Raw genomic sequence first — 25,450 nt, 5'->3', positions numbered from 1 at the left:
TCGTCCCCCGATGCTCAGCGCGCGGTCTGGGCGAGGTACGCCGGCCGGCGTTCGATGCGTGACCGGACCAGGGGGTCACCGAAGTGCTGGTCGATCACGCGGGTGGCCTCGGCCCACTCCCGCATGGTGCGCGCGGGTCCGAGTGCCCCGGTCACCACCGGGTCGGTCCAGCGGTCGGCGCTGCGTCGCCACAGCACCGTCGGGTCCTCGGTCAACAGGCTGCCGACCGTGCCCTCGTAGATCGGCATGGCACGGACCGCGCCGTCGGGCTCGACCTGCATGAACGGGTAGAGCCCACGGGCGATGTGCTCCGGATGCACCTGCAACAGCCGGTTGTCGGTGACACCGACCGTCACCGTCGACGGCGCCAGTGCGCGGAGCCGGTCCGTGGTGGCCGGCTCCGTCAACTCGTCCGCCAACTCGTCGGTGAGCAACTCGGCGTCGACGAAACTCGGCCGGCTGGCCAGGCCGATCGGCATCGCGGCGCCGAACCACAGGAACCCCAGGCCGGGAAACTGCCGGGTGGCCCAGGTGCAGAGCGCGTCGAGCTGGTCGAAGTTGCTGCGTACCACGGTGCAGTCCACCCCGAACTCGGCGACCCGGCTGCCGGCGGCGCGGAGCCGGGCCGCCTCGTGGTCCAGCCGGGTCAGGGTGGCCGTCGCCCGGGTGAAGGAGCCGCTGCGACCCCGGATGCGGTCGTGTACCGTCGCGGTCGCCCCGTCAACGCTCACGTTGACCCGGTCGACCGAGGTCAACAGGTCGGCCGCGAGAGCCGAGTCCATGGACCAGCCGGCCGTGTACAACGCCACCGAGATCCCGGCCGCCCGGATGCGCCGGGCCAGATCGAGGATCCCCGGTACGACCAGCGGTTCCCCACCGGCCAGGGTGATCCAGCCGGGGCGAAGGGAGATCAGCGCGTCGGTGACCCGGTACAGGTCGTCCAGGCCCAGCTGACGGCTCGGGCGCCGGCCGGACTCGGAGTAGCAGTGGGTGCAGCGCAGCGGGCAGGCGTAGGTGATGTCCCACACCACGTCGGTCGGTCTGGCAGGAACGCTCATCGGATCTTCCTCGGTTCGGACCCGGCCGGGCGCGGTGCGGGGCGCGTGTCGCGCCCCGCACCGCCACTCCACCGGTCAACTGTTGGCGGAATGGACCCGGGACCGTCAGCAGGTCCGGGTGCAGTTGGACTCGGTGCACGAGGTCGGGCCACACGGGAAGAGAGCGACCTCGTCGTCGGCGGGCAGCAGCTGCAGCGCCTCGACGTCGATCTCCATCTCCATCTCGATCTCCATACGATCACCTCCTCTCCGGCGTAGTCGCGGGCACCACGGCCGGGATCGGCGTGGGCGACTCGGTGCCTTCCCGCAGGAAGGCGGCAACGGTGCCGCGGAGCGCGTCGGCGTGTCGGCCGAAGAACGGGTCGTGACCCACCCCGGGCAGCTCCAGGTACGTCACCGGGGCGCCGGCGCGGCGCATCAGCCGGTGCAGGGTCCGGGACTGCTCGACCGGAATGACCTCGTCGGCGCTGCCGTGCACCAGCAGCAGCGGCACCCGGCGTGGATGGAGCCGGGTCAGATCGCGGGGGCCGTGCTCGTCGGCCCACTCCGTGGCACCACCGAGCCGGTCGATCATCCGGCGCACCGGCGCCGACGCCTCGGCGTGCAGCCGCCGTCCGCTGAGGAACGGCGCGACCGCCACGCAGCGGTGCCAGAGACCGGGTCGGCAGGCGGCGGCGAGCACCGCCAGGAAGGCTCCGTAGCTCACCCCGTACAGCGCCGGAGGTGGCGTGCCAGGCGGTTGGGCCGCGCGTACCTGCTCGGCCACCGCGATGACATCCGCCAGGTCGGGGCCACCCCACGCGTCCTGGATCGCCCGCCGGTGGCGGGTCCCGTACCCGACGCTGCCCCGCTGGTTGGGCGCGACGATCGTGAACCCGGCGGCGTGCAGATACTGGGCCAGTGGGTCGAACCCGAGGTCCCATGCCGACTCCGGACCACCGTGCAGCGCGAGCAGCGCGGGTGCCGGGCCGGCCGGGTCGCCGTAGACGACGGCCTCGATCTCGCCGGCCGGGCCGGCGAACCGTTCCAGCCGTGCGTCGGACCACGGGCGTGGGCCGGCCGCCGGGGTACGGAACCGAGCCCGGTGGCCGGTGCCGGCGGTCGGCACGGTGAGCAGGCCGGGCGGTGACGCCGGCGCGGAGAACGGCACGTTCAGCGCGGTGGCCGTCCAGCCGCCCACCGCGCCGAGGCGGCCGGCGGAGGGCAGCTCGACCGGGTCGCTCCGGTCGGCCGCCAGGTCGTGCACCAGCAGCGCCGAGCGGGCGCGGCCGGTCACCGCGACGGCGACCCGGGGGCCGTCCGGCGCGAGCGCCAGCGGTACGACCCGGCCCGGGACCTGGTTGAGCCGGTCGGCCGGGTGGGTCGGGCCGAGTCCGTGCCGGGCGGCCCAGGCCAGCCGGAGGCGCCCGGGTGGGCCGCTGGCGTACAGGACGATGCCGGTGGCGGGGTTGGCCAGCAGCAGGTGGGCCGGCTGGTGGCCGGCGACGGGCAGCGGTTCGACCTGTGCCGGCTCGCTCAGGTCGAGGGCGGCGGGCCGGATGCCGTCGGTGGTGTGGTGGGTGATGCCGAGCCGGAGCGGATGCGGGCCCAGCCAGGCTGCGCCGCCGATCCGACCGGGTAGCACCGCGATCTCGTGGACGCCGTCGGCGGTGATCCGCCACAGGGTGGTGTCGCGGTCGGTCACGGTGGTGGCGTAGGCGACGGTGTCGGGTCGGGGCGACGGGATCAGCCGGACGGCGGGGGAGTCCAGGGTGCCGAGCGATCGCTCGTCGGCGGCGCCGAGTCGCTCCGCGGCACCGGCCGGCCCGGTGGCGGCCGGGGTCAGCAGGGCCAGGCGGATGCGGTCGCCGTCGCGGTGGACGAGCAGCACGCGTCCGTCGGCGCAGCTCGCCACCTGGCTTCCGGCCGGTACGGGACGAGCGGTCGGCACCGCACGCCAGGCCGGTTCCGCGCCGGTCAGCGACCAGCTCTCGACGTCGAGCCGCCCGTCCTCGCGATAGCCGAGGCTGACCGCGTGCGACCCGTCGGCGGCGAACGAGAATCCGCCACGGACCAGGGCGGCCGCCGGTCGGGCGACGCCGGGCACGGTGGGGGTCGCGGTGCTCATCTCGCCGCCCCGGTCTGCCCGCTGGTGGTCAGGGCCGGCGTACCCGTCGTCGAGGCCGCCCCGGTCCCGGTCGCCGTCGGTAGTCCCACCGCCGGCGCTGCCGGCAGGAACGGCCGGGGGCCGCCGTGCCGCAGCCGCAGCAGGTAGCCGACCGCACCGGAGAGGCCGGTGTGGAAATCGGCCACGACGTCCAGCAGCGTCTCGTCGGGCAGCAGCAGCCGACCGTCGCGGAGTGCGGCACGGGCCCCCATCCAGTCGGCGAACTCCTCGGCCCAGTCGCGGTACCGGGGCTCATCGAGGGCGTCGGCCAGGTCGAGCAGGAAGTGGCCGTCGCCGGCGAGGCCGTGGCAGGCGGCGGGGGAGGCGGTGAACCGGGATCGTCGGACGGTCACGGCGGCCTGCCGGGCCAACTCACCGAAGCGGTCCTCGCCGGTGTTCTGCCAGAGCCGGATCAGGAAGGTCCCGATGCCGGACGAACCGCTGCACCAGTGCGCGACCATCCGGCGGTTCGGCTGCGCCTGGTTCACCCCGGGCCACGAGGCCGCCGCCGGGTCGACCTCGACGTTGCGGGCCAGCGTGTGACCCGCCAGCAGCGCCAGGTCGTGGTAGTCGGCCCGGCCGGTCAGCTCGGCGGCGGCCAGCAGGAACGTGCCGACCCCGGCGACCCCGTGACCGAAGCCGTACTGCCGGACGCCGGCCAGTTCGGACGGGAAGTCGTCGGGCACCGGCCACATCACCTCGTCGCCGGTTCGTTCGGCCACCTCGACCAGGTGATCGGCGCAGGCCAGCATCCGCTGCCGGCATCGTTCGTCCCCGGTGACCTGCCACAGGTGCAGCTGGGCCAGGCCGGCCCCGGCCGTGCCGTGGCAGACGTCGGGGTTGGGCCACCCGGTGGGTATCCGCAGGGCCAATTCGAGCGCCTGGTCGGCGAGAACGTCGTCGGTGAGCAGCCGGGCCGCGTCGTGCAGGGCCCAGGCGGTGCCGGACCGGCCGAAGTAGAGGCCGGGCAGGACCCGTGGCTCGGCGGGCAGTTGACGACCGATCCATCGGGCGGCGTCGGCGACCGCCCGGCGTAGCCGCTCGTCGGGTCGCGCCGTGGCGGCGAGGGTGAGCACGGACAGGACGCCAGCCGCCCCGTGCTGCACGGCACACGCGTCGGTGGTCATGCCGAACGGCCCGGACCGCCACAGTCGGTCGTTTCGGTTCGGCGTCATGGTGTCGAGCAGGAAGTCCAGGCCGTCGCTGATCAGCCGGTCCGGGCTGGCGGTCGGTGGCCGGGTCGGCGGCCCAGCGGTGATCGTGGCGGCCGGTTCCGGCTGCCGGTCCAGTTCGGCCAGGAACTCCCGTACCCGCGACAGCGGCCACCGCCGGGCGGGGTCGTCGTCGGTCAGGCCGAGGATGAGCGGTCGAAGCCGTCGGGTCACCGGGAGTGACTGCTCGGCCAGGTCCAGCAGGGCCGCGATCCGGGGCAGCATCGGCCGTTCGGTCGGCTCGTCGCGCAGCAGCACCGGGTCGATCCCGGTGGTCAGGTAGCAGATGGTGGCGCCGAGGCTGTAGAGGTCGGAGGTCTGGGCGGGCGCCGGGCCGACGAGCGCCCCGTTCCGCTGTTCCGGCGAGGTGTAGCCGAACGTGACGATCCGGCCCACCGGTCGACCCGGCCGGGCCGACATCTCCAGGTCGACCAGGCGCAGGCTCTCGTCCTCGGTGACCATCACGTTGAACGGGTTGAAGTCCCGATGCACCAGGCCCGTGGCGTGCACGGCGGCCAGCGCCTCGGTCAGCAGCCCGGCCATGCGCGTGATCTCCGCGAGGGTCAGCCCGGTCTCCTGCCGTCCGGTGCGGGCCAACTGGTCGGAACGCCACCAGTGCAGGTGCGCCCCGGGGATGAACTCCTCCGCCAGGAACAGGTCGTCCTGTTGGGCGAAGAGCTCGACCAGTCGTGGCGCGAGCTGTTGTCCCGCCAGCCGTCGCAACACGTCCGCCTCGTTGCGCAGCGCGTCCTGGGCGTCCGCGCCGGTCAGGTCGGCGTCGGCGTGCCGCCGGGCCTGCTTGACCACCACCTGCTCGCCGGTGCGCTGGTCGACGGCCCGGTAGACGCCACCCCGGTACGAGTGCCGGATCGCGTCGCGGACCAGGAACCGACCGCCCAGCAGGACCGGCCGGGCGGCGGCCGTACCGTTCGTGGCGGGCCCCTGTGTCGGTGACACCCGGTTCGCCGTGGCCGGGGACGGGGACCGCGTCGCCGGTTCGGTCCCGTCCGGCCCGAGCGGTGCCAGCGGCGAGCCGGCCCACGGCGGAGGGCTGAACCAGGCCCGGCGTACGTCGCGGACCGCCGTGCCGTCGGGGCCGACCAGACTGGTCTCGTAGCAACCGTCGTTGCCGAGCGTGCTGCCCCGGAAGCCGCCGTAGCGGTAGTAGACCACTCCACCGGTACGGTACGGCCGGTCGGAGAGGACGCCCGGCCCGGGCAGCCCGTAGGTGACCTGGTGCAGCCGGTCGGCCAGCCGGCGGAACTGCTCGTCGTCGTCCGGGTACGCGGTCAGGAACTTGCCGCCGCCGCCGCGCTCGGCGTTGCGGGAGCCCATCCGTCCGGCGAAGTCGAGGCTGCGGGCGAACTTGAAGGGACAGCCGGCCTCGATCAGGACGGGTGCGGATCGGGCCAGTACGATCGGCGCGGAGAGCTGGGTGGCGGAGACGTGCAGCTTCCAACCGTGCGGGCGCATCGCGTGCTCCGGCGGCTCCAACAGGCACCAGAGGGTCGAGCGGCGCGTCGTCCAGTCCTCGGCACCGGCCCGGATGAGCGCCACCCGGGCGATGTCGAGCAGCAGAAGTTGTGCCGCGTCCTGGTCGTCGGCGGCGTGCTGGGGCTGGCCGGAAGACATGCCGTATACCTCCTTCTCGTGCCGTCCGACGTACGCGCCGGCCGACAGCACTGAGGATGGTGGGCGGGCGGTCCCGGTCCCAGGGACAGCGACCCGAATCGATCGGGAGGAACGCCCGGCCGATCGGGACAACCGCTCGGCGGCGGCCGACAACCAGAGTGGCCATAGGTTTCGGCAGGCAGGCAGGCAGCAGACGCGCAGCAGTTCGCCGACGGGTCGGGCTGGGTGTGCTGCGACGACCCGGTGCGGGCACGCCCGCGCCGGAACCCGATCGCCCCGAGGCGGGCCGGTTCGGCCGGCAGCGCGAACAGCGCCCGCCCGGATCTTCCGCGGACGGGCGACGGGAGGGCTGGCTGCCCTCAGACCTCGATGATCGGAAGCTCGGCCCGGACCCGGGTGCCGGGTTCGGCGGCCACCACCCGGCAGTCGCCGCCGAGTTCCTCGCAGCGCTGCCGCATGGAGTCCAGCCCGACTCCGCCGGCTCTCGCGGAGCCCGGCCCGGTACCGTCGTCGGTCACCTCGATGCCCAGCCGGTCCGGCAGCCGGTTCACCGTAACGTCGGCGTGGCGGGCCTGCGCATGCTTGACCACGTTGGTCAGTGCCTCGTCGACCAGGCGGTAGGCGGCCACCTCCACGGCGGCGGGGAGATCCGTGAGGTCACTGTCGACGTGCAGGTCCACGCGGAGACCGGGTACCTGGTGCCGACGTACGGCGGCCTCCAGCGCCGGCTGGAGACCCCGGTCCAGGGCGGGGGGCCGCAGGCCGTCCACGATGTGGCGCAGCTCCCCGGACGCGTCGGCCAGGTCCTGGGTGACGCGTTCCAGCAACTGCTGGACGGCGGGCTCGCCGGCGTGCCGCCGCGCGGCGGCGGTCAGCATCCGGGCGCCGCTGAGCGCCGGCCCGACCCCGTCGTGCAGGTCCCGCTGGAGCCGGCGGAGCTCCTCCTCGCGGGTACGCACCAGCCGCTCCCGGGCCGCCCGCAGTTCGCGGGTCAGCCGGACCGACGCCGCCGACGGCCCGAGCTGCGCGACCAGGCCCAGGAGGAGCCGCTGTTCGCGTCGGGACCAGGCCTCGTCCGGGCTGCGCTGCTGCACGACGAGTTCCCCGATCACCTGCCCCTGGTAGGTCAACGGTAGAGCGGTGGTCGACCAGGGCCGCTGGTGCCCGGCGGTCGCCTCCGGCTCCGGCCGACCGGCCAGGCGCACCTGCACGAACGGCACCTTCATACCCTCGCCGATCGCCGCCACGGCGGTGGCCAGCACCTCCTCGGGCAGTTGTGCCGCGCCGACCCGGCGGTTGAGCAGGTCGACCAGTTCGTGGGGACGGGCGCCGAGACCGTACATGCCGAGCCGCAGCAGCGAGCGGACGTAGTCGCGCAGTGGCAGCAGCGCCACCACCACGACGGCGACCGCCGCGGCGGCGGCAGGTGGCATGACCCGGGCGGCGAGCAGCACGGCGACGGGATAGACGGCGAGGACCGCGGCGCTGAGTAGCCCGTACTGCAACGAGCGGTGGATCAGCATGTCGATCTCGTAGAGGCCGTACCGCAGGACGCCGATGACCGCCGCCATCGGCATGGCCAGCGCGCCGAGCAGCCAGATCAGGGGTGCGCCCTCGATGGTGTCGAGGACGGTCGCGCCGAGCAGGAGGGCCGAGTTGACGCCGGCCCAGAGCAGCGGCCCCCGGGTTGGGGCCGAGGCTCGTACGATCCGGATCACCAGGCTGGCCACGGCCAGCGCGGTGCCGATCAGCAGGGCGGCGGTGGCACCGAGCACCGCGACCGTGTCCCACCCCGGGGCGACGACCCGGTCGCCGGCCAGCAGGCCGGGTGCCCGGCTGGCCAGCGAGATCAGTCCGACGACGCCGACCAGCAGTGCCCCGGCGAGCGTGCGGACGACCGGTCGCCAACGCGGCGACGCCGGTCGCCCGGTGGGGAAGAGCAGCGCCACGAGGACGAGGAGGCCGTAGCTCGGCCACCACAGCCAGAGGCGGAGCCAGTCGGTCGGTGGGGTGCTGACCGCCGCGCTCGCGACGGTGCCGGCTCCCATCAGGGCCACGGCGAGGACCAGCCAACCGGACACGTTTCGTGGGGCGTGAGCGGCGATGCGGGCACCGAGTGGTGCGCAGACGAGAGCGAGGAGCCAGTCGCGGGCCTCGGCGGGCACCTCGCCCGGTGGGGGCAGCGCGGTGGCCGACACGCCGTTGGCCCGAGCCAGCTCGACGAGGGCCGCGGCCCCGGCCAGGGCGAGGGTTGCCGCAGCGATGGTCCAGGCTGTCCGGGACGGTTTGGAGACCTTTGGCCACCGTACCGCCCACTGTGGAGCAGCCTGGACCGACATCAGTGGAAGTCCCCCAGCAGGCTGTGCATCAGGTTGTGGTAGGCGGAGCCCTTGGTGGGGTCAGTGTGGCCCGGGTCTCGCGCCGCGAGTTCGCTCGTCGATCCGGGCTGGGCCCCGGGCAGCGGCGGCAGACCGTCCTCGGCCAGCGACCACGGCACGCCGGCGAAAGCGAAGCAAACCGCGATCTCCTTCGCGAGGCGGTCGAGAGTGATCACGGCGCGCGGGATCTCGGTATGCGGATGGGGCCAGTCGCCGGGGGTGCCCAGCCGGGCCGCGTCGACGACCTTGTCGAGCCACTGCTGCACGTCCGGGGTGCCGTCGGTGACGAGTACGCTGCTGCCTGCCTCATCAGGCACGATGCCGCCGGTCAGGTCAGGCGTGAGGGTTGACGATTCGCTGACTGCACTTTGCATTCCCGGAGTATCGGCAGCGCATTTCCGCCCGCACAACAGAACGGTACAGTTCCGGACTGTGAGCGATGGGCCATCGTCCGGAATCACTGTGCTGGTGATCGATGATCACCCCGTGGTCTGCCGGGGCATGACCTCACTCCTGCAGGGTGAGGACTGGGTCGGTCAGGTGTGGGAGGCGGGCACGGTGGCCGACGCGCGCCGGATCGCCACCCTGGAGGGCCCACACGTCGCGATCGTCGACCTCGGGCTGCCCGACGGGGACGGGATCGAGTTGACGGCGCAGTTGACAGCCGCGGTTCCCGGCTGCGCCACCATCGTCATGACCATGACCAACGACCCGGACACCATCCAGGCGGCACTCGCCGCCGGAGCAAAGGGCTACCTGCTCAAGGACGCCTCGCCGGAGCTGTTGGTGGCGGCGGTCCGGACTGTCGCCAGCGGCGGCCGGGCACTGGGTCCCGGGGTGGACCCGGAGTCGCGTGGTGGTCGTCCGACGTCTCGTGGCCGTCCCGTCGACCTGCTGACCGAACGCGAGCGGCACCTGCTCGGCCTGCTGGCGCGGGGTCACACCAACCGGGACATCGCGGCCCAGTTGTCGCTCAGCGAGAAGACCGTCCGCAACCAGGTCTCCATCATCATCGGAAAGCTCGGCGTCACCGGCCGGGTGCAGGCCGCGCTGCTGGCCCGGCAGTCCGGCCTGGCCTGAGGACCAGACGTACCTCCTCGCGGGCGGCTCGGTCCGGTCGGCCATGATCTGGTGCCGGTGGGTGACGCGCGGCTCGCGGCCACGAGCGTGCGCGGAGCCGACGACGCGAAAGAGCCGCCGGCGCCGAGCCGGAGTGGGGATCGAGGCTGTCCGCCCGAGCAGGGCCACTGACCGCGTACGACGTCGTCGCCGGACGGCCCGCAGTCGGCCGGACTCGGCAGAAACTGCCGTTGCGAAAACAACTGGATTCAGTATTTGCGCCCTGCGTCTCTGCCGTCGGTCGTGACGGATTGGGCGGGGTGCGTACGCGATTGTGTCGAGATTATTGCACCATTGCGTCAATGTGTTCGGCGTGAAGTTGATCGCGATTGCCGTACGACGGTATTCCCGGGTGAGAGGTGTTTCGCTGCGATTTCCGAGAACCGACCTGTTTTTCATATTGTGATCAACGTGTGTCAATCAATATGCTGCGGTGGCCCGGATGGGTGAACCAAGAAAAAGGGAGGTCCCTCTTGAAATCCACCCTGCGCTGGACCGCGGCGGCTGGACTGTCGATCGCACTGGTCCTGGGCGGCGCGCCGACCGCCAACGCAAGTCCAGGGACGAGCGACCGAGACGGCAACACCACCGCTGTCGCCCGCACCAGTGACGGTCGCGCGATCGCCAGTGAGAAGATGGCCAAGGAGGTCGCCGACTTCTGGACGCCGGAGCGGATGGCATCGGCCGTCGACCTGACCTTCGCAACGTCAGCGGACGTCGCCGAGTTGCCGAGTCGCGCGTCGAAGCCCACCGGCCCGGCGGGCACGGTCGCGCCCATGGCGCCGAGCGTCGCACGCGGCAGCGGCTTCAGCACGATGCTCAACGAGTCGCAGGCCGTCGGTAAGGTCTTCTTCACCACTCCCAACGGTGGTACCGCCTCCTGCTCGGCCAGCACGGTCGCCAGCGGCAAGCGGCGGCTCGTGATGACCGCGGGCCACTGCGTGCACCAGGGCGCCGGCGGGCAGTGGTACAGCAACTGGCAGTTCGTCCCGCAGTACCGCAACGGCTCGCGGCCGTACGGCACTTTCGTGGCGTCCAACCTCACCGCCCGTACCGCGTGGATCAACAACAGCAGCAGCGCCGAGGACATGGGCATCGCCATCATGTACAACGGCGGCGCCTACGGACTCAAGGTCGTCGAAACCGTCGGCGGCCACGGCCTGCGCTGGAACTGGGGCTACAGCGTCTCGGTAACCGCGCTCGGCTACCCGTCCAACCTCGGTGGCGGCGAGAGCCAGTACTTCTGCCAGGGCACCACCTTGGGATGCCGGCGGCCAGCAGATCCGTATGTGGTGCAACATGACCTACGGCTCCAGCGGCGGACCCTGGCTTCAGGAATACAACGACCAGACCGGGTACGGATACATCAACAGCGTCGTGAGCCACGGTGACAACCCGGGCAACGGCCAATTCGACGGCCCGTACTTCGACGACGACATCAAGAGCCTCTACGACTACGCGGAAGGCCTCTCCCCGGCGTAATGCCACATGTGCACGAGAGCCCCGGCCGGCCGGCCGGGGCTCTCCGCGTCAGGACACCTCACATACGCGGTTCACCGAGAGGAATGTTCGCCGGGGCGGGTCAATAGCCATGACCTGATCTCAGGGATTTTACGGTGGGGATTTGTATTCGAAAGGGGGCGGGGGTAGCGCGGCGGCGACGATTTCGCGATTCGGCGCGGCCTGGCGGTCGTGTGGCGTAGCGGCTTCCGGCGGCCCGTGGCGTGATCTTCAACGCACGGCGATGGGATCCGTGGAGCTGGCACCTATGCTGGCGCCCGCATCTGGTACCGAGGTAACCGGGTGGCGGCGACCTGCGGGCGTCGACCGGCCCGGGGAGAGCGCGGGCACGATATGGACGCGACGCTGAATGCTGCCGAGGGGCTGGCGGTGTTGGCCGCTGGGGCCGCTGCGGGCGCGATCAACGCGGTGGTGGGCTCGGGCACGTTGGTGACGTTCCCGGTGTTGCTGGCCCTGGGATATCCGCCGGTGGTGGCGAACGTGTCGAACACGGTGGGGCTGGTGCCGGGATCGCTCTCCGGGGCGTACGCCTATCGCAGGGATCTGGCCGGGCACGGTCCGCTGCTGTTACGGCTGGGCATCGCCGCCGTGCTCGGTGCGGTCACCGGGGGCGTGCTGCTGCTGTGCCTGCCTCCTGGCGCGTTTCGCACCATCGTCCCGGTGCTGATCGGGCTGGCGCTGGTGCTGGTGGTGGTGCAGCCGCGGCTGGCTCAGGCGCTGGCCGGCTGGCGCGGCGAGGACGGCCGACGGGCCGGCCCGCTGCTGCTCGTTGGCGTGTTCGGCACCGGGATCTACGGCGGCTACTTCGGTGCCGCGCAAGGGGTGCTGCTGTTGGGGCTGCTGGGCGTGTTGCTCTCCACGGACCTGCGCTGGGTCAACGGGGTGAAGAATCTGCTCGCGGGCCTGGTGAACGGGGTGGCGGCAGTGTTGTTCCTCGCTTTGGGGACGGTCGCCTGGCAGCCGGCGTTGCTGATCGCGGCGGGATCCGTGGTGGGTGGCCTGATCGGCGGCCGCTGGGGACGCCGGTTGCCGTCGAAAGCGCTGCGCGCCGTGATCGTGGTCGTCGGGCTGGCTGCCCTGGTAAAGCTGCTGGCCTGAACCCGATCCGGGCGGCGTCAGGTGGGCACTCGTCGTCTTCCACGCGTCTTCCACGCGGCTTCACGACGATCGGCGCTCGGAGTGTGGGTTCGACAGCGGCGAGACGAGGTGTCCATGGACGAACCGTGGGGCGCCTGGCTTGACCGACAACGCGCGATGGGCCCGATCGGGCCCATCGCCAAGCGGACGGTACGGCAGGAGGCAGCCCATGGCTTCGCAGGATCCCGGCAACGCGCTCATCATCAGCACCGGCCGCTGCGGTTCGACGCTGCTGTCCGACCTGATCGCCGAACAGGCCGACACGCTGTCCGTGCGGGATTTCCTCATCTCGGCGACGCCCTGGGCCGAGCTGGACGGCGACCTCAGCGGCGCCGAGTACTGGGCGATGTTGAGCCGCCCCAAACCGGAACTGTCCACGCTGTATCGGCTCGGGCTGCCGCCCAGGGAAGTGCGCTATCCCGCTCACGGGCGCTGGGCCGGTAGCCTGGACGAGCTTCCCTGGGTGCTGGCCGTCACCCTGTCGAGCATATCCACAGATCCCGATGCCCTGTTCGACACCCTCGCGGCGCGGGTGCCCGACTTTCCCCGCCAACCGGTGCAGAGGCATCACCACATGTTCCTGGACCTGCTCACCGCCCGCACCAACCGGCGGCGGTGGGTCGAAAGCTCCGGTGGCTCCAGCTACCTCGCCCCAGATCTGCTGCGGGCCTTTCCGTCGGCCAGGATTGTGCACCTGACCCGGAACTGGACGGACACCGCCGAGTCGATGCGGCGGCACCCCGCGTTCCAGCTTTTCCAGTTGCGGGCCGAATGCCTCGGTCGTGGCCTGGATCCGTTTGGCCTGTCGCCCGGCCAGGCGGTGCCGGAGGATCTGGTCGACCTCCTGCCCGACCGGTTGGCCGCGGAGACCCTGCGGGAACGGGGCCGCGACGTCCGCCGCTACCTGTGGCTGTGCGCGTTCATGAGCAGCCAGGCCGAGCAGGCGTTCGCGGAACAACCCGCTCGGCATCTGCTCCACCTGCGCTACGAGGACCTCGTGGCCGATCCCGTCGGGGAGCTGGGCCGGTTGGGCCGGTTCCTGGATTTCGAGGACTCGGCGGAGTGGGCGCGCCGGATGGCGGACCGCGTCGTCGCAGCAGGTGCGCACTCCCGGTCGCGTCCGGTCGGCACCGCGGGATAGCGCTGGCCGGGCCCGGCGGTCGCTGCCATGCGGTACGGTCGCCGACTGATCGGCAAGTAGACAGTGTCTACGGATCTCTGGTAGACAACGGTCATGCAAGCTGACGAGGGCCTACGCGAGCGCCTCATCCGTGTCGGCGGCGAACTACTCGACCGCGAGGGCCCGTCCGCGGTGTCGCTGCGAGAGATCGCCCGACGCGCCGGCGTCTCGCACGGCGCGCCACGCCGCTACTTTCCCACCCACCTGGAGTTGCTGTCCGCGATCGCCCGCGACGGCTTCACCGACCTCGCCGCCCGGGCGTACTCCGTCCTGGCGGCCGAGGCAGCCGGCGACCCGCGTGCCCGGCTCACCGCGCTCGCCCGGGTCTACCTCGACTTCGCCGCCACCCGCCGGAGCCGATACGAGCTGATGTTCCGCCACGACCTGCTGGAGAGCGGCCACCTGGGACTGCGCGAAACCAGCCTGCCGCTCTTCCGGCTCCTCACCGACCTCGTCGCGCAGGTCCGGCCGAAGCCCGAGCCGCCGGCCCAGGTCGTCGCCGGAGCGCTGTGGGCCAATCTGCACGGCATCGCCCAACTGTGGAACTGGGGCAGCCTCACCCTCGCGACCGGCGCCACCGATCCGGGTGGCCTGCTCGACGCTGCCCTCACCGCCCACCTGGGACCCGCCGCATGACCCGCACCCCGCCCCTGTACGCGATAGCTCAGCGCACCATCGGCCGATACCTGAACCATTCCTGGCACCCCACCGTCACCGGCCTCGGTCACCTCCCCGACACGGGGGGCGCTATCCTGGCCGCCAACCACCTGTCGGTCGCCGACCAGCTGTTCCTCGGAGTCCTGACGCCCCGGCACATCGCCTTCTGGGCCAAGGCCGAATACTTCCGCTCTCCCGGGCTCCGTGGCCGCCTCACCCGGCGGGTCGTCACCGCCATGGGCGCCATCCCGGTCGATCGCGGCGGCGGTCGGGCGGCCCTCGCCGCGCTCGACGCGGCCGTGCCCGTACTCCGCTCCGGCGGTCTGGTGGCCATCTTCCCCGAGGGCACCCGTTCCCCCGACGGCCGCCTCTATCGTGGCCGTACCGGGGTCGTCCGCCTCGCTCACCAGGCCGGCGTCCCCATCATCCCGGTCGGCATCCGGGGCACCGACCGTCTCCGTCCGCCCGGGGGATCCCTGCCCCGGCGCCATCCCGTCAGCATCACCTTCGGGCCGGCCATCCCGGTGCACATCGAGACGCCGGCCGACATCCGCCGGCTCACCGACACCCTGATGGCCACCATCCAGACCCTGACCGAACAGGAGTACGTGCCGAGCTACGCCCGGACCTGACCGCAGCTCGCCCCACCCCACGAGGTCGGACTCGCCGTCGCCGGCGGCAGTGGAATCGGGTGGAGCGTCGGAGCCGGCTCCGGATAGCTTCGACAGCATGGCCGACGAGTGCTTCGGGCAGCCAAGGCTCGCCGCGATCTACGACGCGCTCGATTGCGACCGCAGTGATCTCGACGCGTACGTCCGGATGGCCGAGGAGTTCGAGGCACGCCGAGTGCTGGACATCGGCTGCGGGACGGGAGTGTTCGCTCTTCTCCTGGCTCCTCGCGGGATCGAGGTCGTTGGGGTCGACCCGGCCGGGGCATCCATCGATGTGGCTCGGAGCAAGCCGGGCAGTGAACGGGTGCGCTGGATCTGCGGTGACTCGGCGGCACTCCCACCGCTACGGGTCGACCTGGCGACCATGACGGGGAACGTCGCCCAGGCCATCGCCGATCCGAGAATGTGGCAGTCGACCCTGCGGAGGGCTTACGAAGCCCTGCGGCCAGGCGGGCGTCTGGTGTTCGAGACCCGGGATCCGGCCAGGCGTGCCTGGGAGGAGTGGAACCGGGAGGAGTCGTACCGGGTGACGGGGATACCGGGCGTTGGCGTGGTCGAGAGCTGGGTCCAGGTCATCGAGGTGAGTCTGCCGCTGGTGACGTTCCGTTGGACCTACGTCTTCGCCGCGGACGGGCAGGTGCTGACGTCGGATTCGACACTGCGGTTCCGCGAGCGGCAGGAGGTCGAGGCGGAACTGGTCGCGCAAGGGTACGTGGTGGAGGACGTCCGGGACGCACCCGACCGCCCGGGCCGGGAGTTCGTTTTCGTCGCGCGGCGACCGTGGTGAGCTGGTTGGATCGGGCCATGGTGGAGTTCGTGCCCTCGGCGGCGTACCGGATCGATTTCCTCCTCCCGCGCGCGTCGCGTCCTCGGCGCTTCGGCGTATGACCGGCGCAGCAAAGCGGTCGATGGCCGTCCTGCCCGCGGCGGCCCAGGCACTGGTCACCCGATATCTCGATGAGGTGGATGCGGTCCTGCCCGGGTTCGTGGAGGGGTTGTACGTCGTCGGGTCGGCAGCCCTCGGAGCGTGGCAGATCGGGGTGAGTGACATCGACACCCTGATAGTCACCGCACGCCCGGCCGGTGCCGAGGACCTGGCCGCTCTGGCCGAGATCCATGCCGGCATGCCCGCTGGGCCGTACCTCGACGGGGTCTACCTCGATCGGGACACCTTCGCTGCGCGGCCGATCGATCGGCTTACCGTTCCGTTCGTGGTCAATGGGCAGTTCCACACCGACAGGCCGTGCGGTGAACTGCACCCGGTCGTCTGGCTGATCCTGCAACGGTACGGGTTGCCCGTCCGCGGCCCCGCCGTCGCCGATCTCGGCCTGCAGGTGGATCCCGACGCACTGCGGCGTTTCAACCTGGACAACCTTCGGACCTACTGGGCGCCGTTGGCGGACAGGCTCCGAGCTGCGCTGCACGGCCTGCCCGATGACGAACCGGTCGAGGCCACGGAATGTAGGGGCGAGGGCGTGGTGTGGTGCGTGCTCGGACCGGCGCGCCTGCACTTCACGCTGGCGAACGACGACGTGATCCCCAAGGCCGGTGCCGGTGTGTACCTGGCCGGGATAGCTCCCTCGTACGGGCCGCTGGCGGAGCGCGCCGTCCGGTGGCGTCAAGGTAAACCTGTGGCCTTCACCGTCGCCGACGCGCGGGCCGCTGCGGACTCCATCGACGCCGTAGTGGCGGATGCGGTGCGGAGATGGGGCTGACACACGTCTGCTTGGATGCGTTCCGGCATCGCGACGAGCCGTCGGATCAGGGGGCGACGCCCAGGTCGTGACCGGTTCCTTGGGCGGCCGCGACCGATAGCGCCAGGGTCGCTGCGGCGTCGCGGCGCGGGGCCCGACCCGTTCGGTCGCCGGGCCCCGCAGCTCTACGGTCGGTGCGTTCGGCTCAACAACCCTGCTGCCGGCTGTAGATCCAGTGGCGCTCGCCGGCCCATCCGATGTAGCCGGCCGCCTCGACGCAGTAGTTCGCGACGCCAGTGACGCCGACCGGGCCGGCGTAGTAGCTGAAGTCGCCGGAGTTCGTGTCCCGCGTGCCCGAGGGGGTGCAGTGCGCCCCCTTGTTCCTCGGCAACGCGCAGCGGTAGATCTGCACGAACGTGGGCGCGGACTTCCCGTACGCCGCGCCACGGTGGTAGAAGCACGCGCTGTTGGTGCCACCGTTGCTGCTGTTGTAGTAGATGACCAGCTCACCGAGGCCCGATGACTGCACCGCGCTGTAGGTGATCGTCCCCGAGCAGGAGGTGGCGGCCTGTGCCGCCGGCGCGCCGACCGTCATGACCGATGCGCCGGTCACCAGCGCCAGCAGTGCCGCGAATACTCTTTTCACGTTCGACCACATCCAATCCCTAGTGGATCATCGGACCGTCGTATGTCCACGCCGATGTCGCGCGGATCGCGGCGGTCCGTCGTCTGTCGCTGGCCACCCGTCGTTGGTGCGCGACCGCGACGCGTCGGGTTTCGGCGTCGCGTCGAAACCATAGGCGCTTTGTCCACTTAGGACAAAGTGCTGGCGTGCCGGCGTGGTGAGGAACACGTCGGTCGACCCGCTTCGTCGGCTGGCCGCCCACCGGCAGCTGACTGCGGCCACGAACGCCGGAGCCGTCGCGCCGATGAGCGGACAACTGAGCCGCGCCCAACTGCTGCGGCCCGCTCCGACGAGTGAGCGGAGCACGTACGGTCTCGGTCAGGAGGTGGCGCGCCGCCGACGTAACACCAGCATGACCCCGGCGATGGCGGCCACGACGGCGATCGCGCCGGCCACCAGCGGCAGCGGGCCAGAGCCGTCGGAGCGGCGGGCCGAGGCCGCCGGGTCGGCCGACGTGGGGGAGCCGGCACCGGTATCGGCGGTGGGGGCGGCGCTGGCGGTCGGGTCGGCGACGGTGAAGGCGTACGAGCCTTGCACGGGGTGCCCGTCGGTGGAGACGACCCGGTAGGCGACGGTGTAGCTGCCGTTGGCCAACGGCTCGCTGATCGTCACGGAACCGGTCGCCCCGGTGACGGCGGGCTCACTGGTGGGAATCTTCCCCTGGCCGGCGTCGGTGAGCACGATGGTGGTGAAGGCCGGGTCCAGCTTCTGCAGGAACCTCAGGCTGATCTGGGTCGGCGGCGCGGAGAGACGTGCGTCCCGGGCGGGGTCGGCGGCTTGCAGCGAGTTGTGCGCGGCGGCGGGCGACGCCGGCACCAACACCACCACCGCGGCCAACGCGGCGGCAACGAGGCCGGCGAGACTTGGCCGGCGGCTTCGAGCGGGCATCATCGGTGTTCTTCCCTGGTCGATGGTGGTCAGCCGAGCAGTTGCTGGCCGATCCAGCCGCCGTCGGGGCAGCCGGGCGGGATGGCGAAGACGGCGGAGCCGATCGGGGCGGTCCACTCGTTGAGCAGGTCCCGTTCGGCCAACCGTTGCTGGATGGGCAGGAACTGGCGGGTGACGTCCGCCTGGTACGAGGCGAAGATCAGCCCGGCGTCGGCGTGCCCCTCAGGGGTGGGGGCGCCGTCGTAGTTGTAGGGGCGGCGATGGATCTTGTACCGGTCGTCGGTGACGTGCGCCCGGGTGAGGTGGGAGAAGTCGGGGATGACGGTGAGCCCGTCGGGGCCGGTGGCGGCGAAGTCGGGCTGGTCGTGCTCGGTGGTGCCGGTGAGTGGGGCGCCGGTGTCCAGGCGGCGGCCGACGGCGAGTTCCCGGTCGGTGCGGCCGAGCAGGTCCCAGGTCTCCAGGTTCATACTGATCCGGCGAACGACCAGAGTGGTGCTGTCCCGCAGCCAGGCCGGCCCGTCGGTCACCCACACCGCGGTCTCCAGCGACCCGCCCGGCTTGGGGTTGGCGGTGCCGTCCAGTTGGCCGAACAGGTTCCGCTGGGTACGGCCGGGTTCGGCGCCGGCGGCGCGGCGGAAGCCCTGCTGCACCCACCGAACCGTGGCGAACGGGCGACTGTCCTTGACCAGCACCCGTTGGGCGTGGGCGACGGTGAGCGGGTCGTCGGCGCAGATCTGTAGCAGCAGGTCCCCGCCGGACCAGCGGGGCTGGAGTCGGTCGATGCGGAACGACGGCAGGTCGGCCACCGACGGGGGCCGCCGGTCCGCGAGCCCGGCGGCGGCGTACAGGCCGGGGCCGAAGCCGAAGGTGACAGTGAGCCGGGCCGGCAGGAGTCCGAGTTCCGGTTCGGTGTCCGCCAGCGCCGGGCGGCCCTGGGTGAGACGGGCGGCGTCGTCGGACAGCAGGCGCAACATCCGGCCCAGCGCGGCCCGGTCGGTGCCGGGCTTGAGGGTGAACGCGACGAACGCCCCGTGGGCCTGCGGTTCGGTGGCGACGCCGGCCTGCCGCGCGCCGTGAAACGGCTCGACGGCCTCGCCCACCTCGCCCGCCGGCATCATCCCGGCGGGGTGTGCCCCCGGCTCGGGACGGGTGGCGGCGACGGCGGCGCCGACGGCGAGCGCGCCCCCGGCGGCGAGGGCACCGCCGGTGAGCAGGCGACGGCGGCTCACCGGGCGGGGGGTGGTCGCGCGGCTCATGACGCCGGGGTGGCGCTCATGCCCGTGCCCGGCATGGGCTGGTCGTGGCCGGGGGCGTAGGTCTCCTGCGCGCCGGTGAACGGCTTGGCCACGGCGGTGAATGCCTGCGTGCGGCCGTCGGCGAAGGTGAGCGTGAAGGTCAGCTCGTCGCCGGCCTTCACCGGCTGCTTCAGGTCCATCAGCATCAGGTGCTCACCACCGGGCTCCAGCACGGCGGTGCTGTGCGCCTTGACCACGATGCCGCCCTGCTTGGGCTGCATGACCATCGTCCCGTCCTTCATGGTCATCTCGTGCAGCTCGGTGGGGGAGACGTCGGTGGTGGCGGCGGTGACCGTCACGTCGGCGTCACCGTCGTTGACGAGAGTGCCGAACGCGGCGGTCATGCCCTTGTCGGCGGCCTTCACCCACGGGTCCCGGATGTCGAGCACCCCTGCCGCCGCGCTCGGTGACACCGACACCGATGCCGACGGGCTCGACTCCGCCGACGGGTCCGACGAGCCGCAGCCGGTGACGCCGACCGCGAGGGATGCCGCGGCGGCGGCGAGCAGGATGGCCGGGCGACGACGTGCGCCGGCGACGGTGGTGCGGGGCATGGTGGTCCCTTCGCTGAGTCGGTCTGTCGGCTGGTTGGTCGACTGCGACAAATGGAAAGTTCCACAGCAAAAGTGATTGATCTCACCCGCACCGATCGGCGTGACCAGCTCAGGCCGCCCGACCGCCCAACAGCGGTCGCAGACCGTCAATGAGCCCCGACAGGCTCCGCAGGGTGCTCCCCATGTGCGGGTAGTCGCGACCACGGCCGGATTGGTTCCGGCCTGTTGGGCATCCGGGCCAGGCCGCCGTGCCCACCGCAACCCGCTCGGCGGCCCGTGTCACCGGTAATAACCTTGGCCGGCATCCGCAGATCGGGAAGGATCGACCGCGAGGTGATCCAGGTGCGGACTCGACTGCGGCAGCTGAGAATCGACGCGCGGACCTTCGTGTGGCACGCGGAGATTCGGCACGCGCAGGGCAGCGGTGATTGCCACCGGTGTATTCGCCTGCGGGTCTGGGGTGCGGGGAAGACGAGCCAGGCCCTCCAGGCGGATCTACTGTCGGTGGCCTGGCCGGCACCGTGGGGGGCCTGTGCGACCGACGGCTCCTATCCGACGTCGGCCGACGTGCGAGCCGTCACCAGCTATGCCCTGGGGCACGGGTGGCAGCCTGAGCGGCGGGGTGGAACGTTCGTGCTGACCGAGCCCGAGCACGCGGCCGGATTCGCCTTGCCCGATTTCCTGCTGACCGATCGGCTGCGTACGCCGGAGTGCGCGGATCCCACCCTTCGAGTTGTCCGCGCCTACGAACATCGTCATGGACGGTGACGGCCGCTCGCGCCAGCACCAGGCCGTCAAGGACGGGTTGGCCCACCTGAGCCAACTCGATGAGCAACACCATCCGGCCGTGACGGCTACCCGGATCGTCGATAGTGGATCGAACTCACCTGGCGGGGGCCCTCAGCGTCGACGCATGATCGCGTATGTCAGGTGGCTGGAGGTGAACTCGGAGATGGTGACGAGTTCCCAGCCGAAGGCTTCGAGCATCTCCGCCGCGGCGACGGCCTGCGTCACCCGGTCGGCGCCGGTGCCGTGGGCCAGGACGGACAGCAGCCGATAGGGGTAGGTGCGCAGGTCCACCTGGTTACCGAGGATCGCCTGGGCGGTGACGGTACGGGTACGGATGATCTGTTCGGGGCTTTCTCGGCCGGGCATGTGCCGAACCATATCCGCTGTTCGCACGGACGGTGCGGGTCGATCACCGACGGTATGGTCGTGGTCGTGCCTGCTTCGACGCGTGCCGCCGCCGCGGCAGCTGCCGCCACGCTCGTTCTCGCCACGACCGGTTGCGCCGGCGACAGCAGCGATCCTGTCGTCGCGCCGGTCCCAGCCGCCTCGGGGTCCTCCGGTGCCCCGGGTACGACCAGTGCCGCTGTCGGTCCCACCTACCGGGCCGACGGCCTGGACCTGTGTGGGCGTACGGATGTGGAGGCGCTCGCGGACCTGGAGTTGACGGTACGCCGGACCGACCCGAGTCCACCGGCGGGTCGTCCGGCGGCGGCGTGCCTGTTCGAGATGCGTACCAAAACGGGATACGAGGCGAATCTGCGGGTGGAGGCGTCGACTCCGGAGACGGTGGAGGAAGCCCGCCAGCTCTATCGCGGCACCCGTGGCGCCACGGGTATGAACCCGGCCGGAGCGGTGACCGGTGTTGGCGAGGAAGCCGAGGCGTTCACGAAGCAGTCGACGCCGGGGTTCAAGTACGCGGAGTACATGGTGCATGCCCGTACCGGAAATCTGGTGGTGAAGGTGTGGCTTGCCGTCGGCGGCGAGTCGTACGTTCCCACGTCGACGCTGGCGGCGAAGGCGCTGGCCGTCGTGAGGGCGACCCAGTCGGCCGTACCAACCGCGTGAATCCTCGCAGCCGGGGGCCCGGCAAGGTCGCGGTCGGCCGGCCGGGTGTGGTGGCCTCGCGGTCGCGTGGCCGGCCTTCTGCGGGGAACACGTGCCTGCGCCGGTGGCCTGGACGGGGTTGGTTCAGCCGCGCACGGCCTCGGGCCACTGTCCCCCGGGCAGTTTCGAGTAGTCGCCGACCTGGGTGGCGATGTCCCGCACGTTGCCCAGCGCCTCGATGAACCGCTGCCCGATCTTGAGCAGTGTGTTCAGCCCTGCGGTGACCAGGTCACCAACGGCCTTGGCGAGGGCGTCGACGGCCCACAGCAGATCGACGAGGCTGGCGGCGTCGACAGCGGCCTGGGCCAACTTGCCGGCCAACCCGGTGACGATCTTGGCGAGTTCGACGACGTAGTCGACATTGGCCTTGGCGATCTTGAACAGCCACTGGCTGATGAACTCCGCCTTGGTCACGGACTCGTCGACCGCGGCCTTCTGCTTGCCGGCCTTGGAGTTGTAGGCGCTGGCGGCGTCGCCGCTCCACTTGGCGAGATTCTCGTTCGCCGGCTCGGTGGTGGCAAAGGACAGGTCCGAGATCGGGGTCTTCACGTCGTTGACCCACCGGAAACTGATGTTGATCAGCGAGAGGACGGGCACCTGGTGTTCCAGGGCGTAGTCGACCCGGTCGAGGACCGAGTCAAGGCCCTTGCGGACGTCGTCGAGGTGATCCTTGATCCACCACATCGCGAGGGGCCCGAGGAGCCACTTGTGCCCGTTGACCTGGTCGACGATCTCGTTGAACTTGTCGGCGGCGGTGTCGATGCCGGATCGGATCTGGTCGAACGCCTTGTTGAACGGCTCGCCGTACTCGACGTCCGTGGCTCCTGGCTGCACGTGTTCGTGTCCTTCTGATCAGGCCGAGTAAATCTTGTTCAGGTCGAGGGAAATCACTTCGTCGGCCCGGTCGTACTCGTCGGCGATGTGCCGCAGCGCCCCGCCGACCTGCTCGAACTCGGTGACCGCCCCGGTGAAGATCGTGACCATGAAGCTGTGGAAATCCCGGTACGCCTTGGCGTGGACCGCGGTGGTGCAGTCACCGACAAAAAACGCCGAGGCGTCCAATGTCAGCTGCTCGGTGGCTGTCTTGATCGCCGCGACCCGGTCGGACAGGGTCAGCCACTTGTGGGCCTCGTCGCGCAGCGAGTCGGTGATGACGGTGAGCTCTTTCATGCCGGCGCCTCTCCGTTCCGCGGGTGAGCCAGGTCGAAGGCGCGCAACACGTCGATGGCCTCGTACCGGAGCTGGCTCGCGTCCAGCCGGGCGAGGCGCGCGACATCACCGGTGATGGCCGTGACGCTGCCGCCGCGGACGTGCAGGGTGAGGCTGCCCTGCGGGCTGGAGATCGTCTCCTCGGCCTGCGGAGGCTGCGCGTGGGTCAACCGTTCGAGGTCCGCGTCGATCTCGTGCAGGGTGCGCCAGGTGTGGCGCAGCCAGAGGTGCTCGTCGACCTCGTCGGCGTCCGCCTGGGCCGCCGGCGGGGAAGCTGACCGATCCCGCTGCAATGCCTGCAGTGCTACCGCCTCGAGGGTTGCCTGCACGGCAGCCATGTATGCCGCGAAGAGGGCTTGGGCGGCACCATCGAGGCCGAGGTGAGTACGCCAGTCACGGCCGATCGACACGTCCTCGACCTGGCCGGCGGCATTCACTCGCACCGTGATGGTCCCGGTCCTGTCGTGACCGGCGAAGGCGTCGGGCATCGGGCGGCTCTCCGCCTCCCGCATCGCGTGCTCGACCTGGGCCCGCAGTTCCGAATCGCTCCCGAGGACGTCAAGGCTCGCCAAGGACAGGCGTACGTTCCGTCTGTCTCGCTGCATCCGTCCTCCGCATCCGGCTTGCCGGCACGCTCGTTCGCCGGTCACGACGAAATGTGATCACCGTACGCGAACGACGCCGGTCCGTGGGGGCGAGCCCGGCCCGGCATCCCCGGCAGGTCGGGTTCGGCCCCGGTAACCGTCGCCGTCGTCTACTTGATCTCGACGATGACGGCACCGCTGGGGAGGCTGTCGCCAACCCGGGCGGTGATGCCGGTGACCGTGCCGGTCTTGTGGGCAGTAATCGGCTGCTCCATCTTCATGGCCTCCAGGACCGCGACGAGTTCACCGACCTCGACCGACTGGCCTTCCTCGACTGCGATCTTGACGACGGTGCCCTGCATGGGCGCGGTGAGTGCGTCGCCGGACACCGCCGCGCCTCGCCTGCCACGGCCGGAGCGCCTGGGCTCCTCCTTCTTCGCGGCACCGCCACCGACCGTCAGACCGCCTGGCAGGACGACCTCGACCCGCCTGCCGTCGACCTCGACGACGACGGTCTGTCGCTCGCCACTGATCGCCTGGGCCTCGGCGACCGTGCCGGCGTACGGCTCGACGGTGTTGTTCCACTCGGTCTCGATCCAGCGCGTATGAATGGAGAACGCCTGAGTCGCCTCGGCCGGGGCGAACGCCTCGTCGTCGACCACCGCGCGGTGGAACGGGATCACCGTGGGCATCCCGTCGACGACGAACTCGGCCAGCGCGCGACGCGAGCGCTCCAGAGCCTCGACACGGTTCCGGCCGGTAACGATGAGTTTGGCCAGCATGGAGTCGAAGGCGCCGCCGATGACGTCGCCGGCCTCGACACCGGAGTCGAGTCGTACGCCGGGGCCGGTCGGAGGACGGAACCGCGTGATGACTCCGGGAGCGGGCAGGAAACCCCGGCCGGCGTCCTCGCCGTTGATCCGGAACTCGATGGAGTGGCGCATCGGGGTGGGATCCCCGTAGCCGAGAGGCTCACCGCTGGCGATGCGCAGCTGTTCGCGTACGAGGTCGATGCCGGTGACCTCCTCGGTGACCGGGTGCTCGACCTGAAGACGGGTGTTGACTTCGAGGAACGAGATCATGCCGTTCTGCCCGACGAGGAACTCACACGTCGCCGCCCCGCGGTAGTCGGCCTCCCGCAGGATGGCCTTGGACGCGCGGACCAGCTCGGCGTTCTGCTCATCGCTCAGGAACGGGGCGGGTGCCTCCTCGACGAGCTTCTGATGGCGGCGCTGAAGAGAGCAGTCACGGGTGGAGACGACCACGACGTTGCCGTGCGCGTCAGCGAGGCACTGGGTCTCGACGTGGCGGGGCTTGTCCAGGTAGTGCTCGACGAAGCACTCACCGCGCCCGAAGGCCGCGACGGCCTCGCGGGTGGCGGACTCGTACAGCCCCGGAATCTCCTCCAGGGTGCGCGCGACCTTCAGGCCGCGGCCACCTCCACCGTACGCGGCCTTGATCGCGACGGGCAGGCCGTGCTCCTTGGCGAAGGCGACGACCTCCTCGGCGTCGGCGACCGGGTCGGGCGTGCCGGGCACGAGGGGAGCCTTGGCCCGGGCCGCGATGTGCCGCGCCCTGACCTTGTCGCCGAGCGCGTCGATGGCCTCGGGGGAGGGGCCGATCCAGATGAGACCGGCGTTGATGACCGCCTCGGCGAACGAGGCGTTCTCCGCGAGGAACCCGTAGCCCGGGTGGACCGCGTCCGCGCCCGACCTGCGGGCGACATCGAGCAACTTCTGCTGAACGAGATACGAGTCAGCCGGAGTCGCTCCGCCGATGGCGTACGCCTCGTCCGCGACCTTCACGTGCAGGGCGTCGCGGTCCGGGTCCGCGTAGACGGCGACCGACCCGATGCCGCTGTCCTTGCACGCCCGCGCGATACGAACGGCGATCTCGCCTCGGTTGGCGATCAACACTTTCCTCAGCATGGGTGGCTCC

The 25,450-nt window shown here is 71.2% G+C and carries 24 protein-coding genes and 1 pseudogene; 10 read left to right on the top strand and 15 right to left on the bottom strand.

Going from position 1 to position 25,450, the window contains the following annotated elements; translation table 11 throughout:
- Window positions 1–14 precede the first annotated feature (14 nt).
- The 6 genes from GA0070604_RS19030 to GA0070604_RS19010 form a co-directional block, all read right to left on the bottom strand.
- Window positions 15–1,058, bottom strand: a complete 1,044-nt coding sequence (locus tag GA0070604_RS19030; RefSeq protein ID WP_091119986.1) for a radical SAM protein — start codon at window positions 1,056–1,058, stop codon at window positions 15–17.
- A gap of 105 nt (window positions 1,059–1,163) precedes the next feature.
- A complete protein-coding gene (locus tag GA0070604_RS33070) occupies window positions 1,164–1,292 on the bottom strand; it encodes an ALQxL family class IV lanthipeptide (protein ID WP_208602116.1) in 129 nt (42 codons plus the stop codon).
- Between the two features lie 4 nt (window positions 1,293–1,296).
- Entirely contained in the window at window positions 1,297–3,165 is a 1,869-nt protein-coding gene (locus GA0070604_RS19025; RefSeq protein WP_091119982.1) for an alpha/beta hydrolase family protein, read from the bottom strand.
- Window positions 3,162–6,047 (bottom strand): class IV lanthionine synthetase LanL, encoded by a 2,886-nt coding sequence (gene lanL / locus GA0070604_RS19020; RefSeq protein WP_141721336.1) that lies wholly within the window; start codon window positions 6,045–6,047, stop codon window positions 3,162–3,164. The genes GA0070604_RS19025 and lanL overlap by 4 nt, the downstream gene beginning before the upstream one ends.
- 359 nt (window positions 6,048–6,406) lie before the next feature.
- Window positions 6,407–8,386: a sensor histidine kinase gene (locus GA0070604_RS19015; protein WP_091119975.1), complete on the bottom strand. Its 1,980-nt coding sequence runs from the start codon at window positions 8,384–8,386 to the stop codon at window positions 6,407–6,409.
- Window positions 8,386–8,799 carry a hypothetical protein gene (locus GA0070604_RS19010; RefSeq protein WP_167363521.1) on the bottom strand — a complete coding sequence of 138 codons (414 nt, stop codon included), beginning with the start codon at window positions 8,797–8,799 and terminating at the stop codon, window positions 8,386–8,388. Before GA0070604_RS19010 ends, GA0070604_RS19015 begins: the two co-directional genes overlap by 1 nt.
- Here GA0070604_RS19010 and GA0070604_RS31960 point away from each other — a divergent pair.
- From GA0070604_RS31960 to GA0070604_RS18970, 8 genes and pseudogenes are all read left to right on the top strand, one after another.
- A complete protein-coding gene (locus GA0070604_RS31960) occupies window positions 8,744–9,505 on the top strand; it encodes a response regulator (RefSeq protein WP_091119968.1) in 762 nt (253 codons plus the stop codon). The two genes, GA0070604_RS19010 and GA0070604_RS31960, sit on opposite strands and share 56 nt — an antisense overlap.
- A gap of 464 nt (window positions 9,506–9,969) precedes the next feature.
- Window positions 9,970–11,026, top strand: a pseudogene (locus tag GA0070604_RS19000) (trypsin-like serine peptidase).
- Between the two features lie 372 nt (window positions 11,027–11,398).
- Window positions 11,399–12,163 carry a sulfite exporter TauE/SafE family protein gene (locus tag GA0070604_RS18995; protein ID WP_208602114.1) on the top strand — a complete coding sequence of 255 codons (765 nt, stop codon included), beginning with the start codon at window positions 11,399–11,401 and terminating at the stop codon, window positions 12,161–12,163.
- A gap of 139 nt (window positions 12,164–12,302) precedes the next feature.
- Window positions 12,303–13,343, top strand: a complete 1,041-nt coding sequence (locus tag GA0070604_RS18990) for a sulfotransferase family protein (RefSeq protein ID WP_244161992.1) — start codon at window positions 12,303–12,305, stop codon at window positions 13,341–13,343.
- 93 nt (window positions 13,344–13,436) lie between these two features.
- Window positions 13,437–14,018 (top strand): TetR/AcrR family transcriptional regulator, encoded by a 582-nt coding sequence (locus tag GA0070604_RS18985; protein ID WP_091119961.1) that lies wholly within the window; start codon window positions 13,437–13,439, stop codon window positions 14,016–14,018.
- The gene (locus GA0070604_RS18980) at window positions 14,015–14,671 is read left to right on the top strand and encodes a lysophospholipid acyltransferase family protein (protein WP_091119958.1); all 657 of its coding nucleotides are present in this window, start codon (window positions 14,015–14,017) and stop codon (window positions 14,669–14,671) included. The genes GA0070604_RS18985 and GA0070604_RS18980 overlap by 4 nt, the downstream gene beginning before the upstream one ends.
- 97 nt (window positions 14,672–14,768) lie before the next feature.
- Window positions 14,769–15,497, top strand: coding sequence for a class I SAM-dependent methyltransferase (locus tag GA0070604_RS18975; protein ID WP_091119955.1), 729 nt, complete (start codon window positions 14,769–14,771; stop codon window positions 15,495–15,497).
- Window positions 15,498–15,618: 121 nt separating this feature from the next.
- On the top strand, window positions 15,619–16,425 hold the full coding sequence (locus tag GA0070604_RS18970) for a nucleotidyltransferase domain-containing protein (RefSeq protein ID WP_167363520.1): 807 nt from the start codon (window positions 15,619–15,621) through the stop codon (window positions 16,423–16,425).
- Between the two features lie 184 nt (window positions 16,426–16,609).
- Here GA0070604_RS18970 and GA0070604_RS18965 read toward each other — a convergent pair whose 3' ends face one another.
- From GA0070604_RS18965 to GA0070604_RS18950, 4 genes are all read right to left on the bottom strand, one after another.
- Complete coding sequence (locus tag GA0070604_RS18965) at window positions 16,610–17,050, bottom strand: hypothetical protein (RefSeq protein ID WP_091127255.1); 441 nt, start codon at window positions 17,048–17,050, stop codon at window positions 16,610–16,612.
- 357 nt (window positions 17,051–17,407) lie between these two features.
- Window positions 17,408–17,980: a copper resistance CopC family protein gene (locus GA0070604_RS18960; protein ID WP_377594101.1), complete on the bottom strand. Its 573-nt coding sequence runs from the start codon at window positions 17,978–17,980 to the stop codon at window positions 17,408–17,410.
- 26 nt (window positions 17,981–18,006) lie between these two features.
- The gene (locus GA0070604_RS18955) at window positions 18,007–19,233 is read right to left on the bottom strand and encodes a Dyp-type peroxidase (protein WP_091119950.1); all 1,227 of its coding nucleotides are present in this window, start codon (window positions 19,231–19,233) and stop codon (window positions 18,007–18,009) included.
- Window positions 19,230–19,826, bottom strand: a complete 597-nt coding sequence (locus GA0070604_RS18950) for a copper chaperone PCu(A)C (protein ID WP_091119947.1) — start codon at window positions 19,824–19,826, stop codon at window positions 19,230–19,232. The genes GA0070604_RS18955 and GA0070604_RS18950 overlap by 4 nt, the downstream gene beginning before the upstream one ends.
- Window positions 19,827–20,159: 333 nt before the next feature.
- Here GA0070604_RS18950 and GA0070604_RS18945 point away from each other — a divergent pair, with 333 nt between their 5' ends.
- Window positions 20,160–20,594, top strand: coding sequence for an integrase (locus GA0070604_RS18945; protein WP_244161991.1), 435 nt, complete (start codon window positions 20,160–20,162; stop codon window positions 20,592–20,594).
- Between the two features lie 132 nt (window positions 20,595–20,726).
- On the opposite strand, the gene GA0070604_RS18940 is transcribed toward GA0070604_RS18945, so the two are convergent.
- Window positions 20,727–20,981, bottom strand: coding sequence for a transcriptional regulator (locus tag GA0070604_RS18940; RefSeq protein WP_091119943.1), 255 nt, complete (start codon window positions 20,979–20,981; stop codon window positions 20,727–20,729).
- A gap of 66 nt (window positions 20,982–21,047) precedes the next feature.
- Between GA0070604_RS18940 and GA0070604_RS18935 the strand changes: the two genes are divergently transcribed.
- Window positions 21,048–21,680, top strand: a complete 633-nt coding sequence (locus tag GA0070604_RS18935) for a hypothetical protein (RefSeq protein ID WP_244161990.1) — start codon at window positions 21,048–21,050, stop codon at window positions 21,678–21,680.
- A gap of 123 nt (window positions 21,681–21,803) precedes the next feature.
- On the opposite strand, the gene GA0070604_RS18930 is transcribed toward GA0070604_RS18935, so the two are convergent.
- From GA0070604_RS18930 to GA0070604_RS18915, 4 genes are all read right to left on the bottom strand, one after another.
- Complete coding sequence (locus GA0070604_RS18930) at window positions 21,804–22,553, bottom strand: hypothetical protein (RefSeq protein ID WP_091119935.1); 750 nt, start codon at window positions 22,551–22,553, stop codon at window positions 21,804–21,806.
- 18 nt (window positions 22,554–22,571) lie between these two features.
- On the bottom strand, window positions 22,572–22,889 hold the full coding sequence (locus GA0070604_RS18925) for a hypothetical protein (RefSeq protein WP_091119932.1): 318 nt from the start codon (window positions 22,887–22,889) through the stop codon (window positions 22,572–22,574).
- Entirely contained in the window at window positions 22,886–23,533 is a 648-nt protein-coding gene (locus GA0070604_RS18920; RefSeq protein WP_091119929.1) for a hypothetical protein, read from the bottom strand. The genes GA0070604_RS18925 and GA0070604_RS18920 overlap by 4 nt, the downstream gene beginning before the upstream one ends.
- A 149-nt stretch (window positions 23,534–23,682) precedes the next feature.
- The gene (locus GA0070604_RS18915) at window positions 23,683–25,437 is read right to left on the bottom strand and encodes an acetyl/propionyl/methylcrotonyl-CoA carboxylase subunit alpha (RefSeq protein WP_208602318.1); all 1,755 of its coding nucleotides are present in this window, start codon (window positions 25,435–25,437) and stop codon (window positions 23,683–23,685) included.
- Between the last annotated feature and the right edge of the window lie 13 nt (window positions 25,438–25,450).

Origin of the sequence: Micromonospora eburnea, assembly GCF_900090225.1 — a bacterium.
In the GTDB taxonomy this organism is placed as follows: Bacteria; Actinomycetota; Actinomycetes; order Mycobacteriales; family Micromonosporaceae; genus Micromonospora; species Micromonospora eburnea.
Note: the sequence above shows the minus strand (reverse complement) of the source record. Positions and strands in the feature narration are given on the sequence as shown.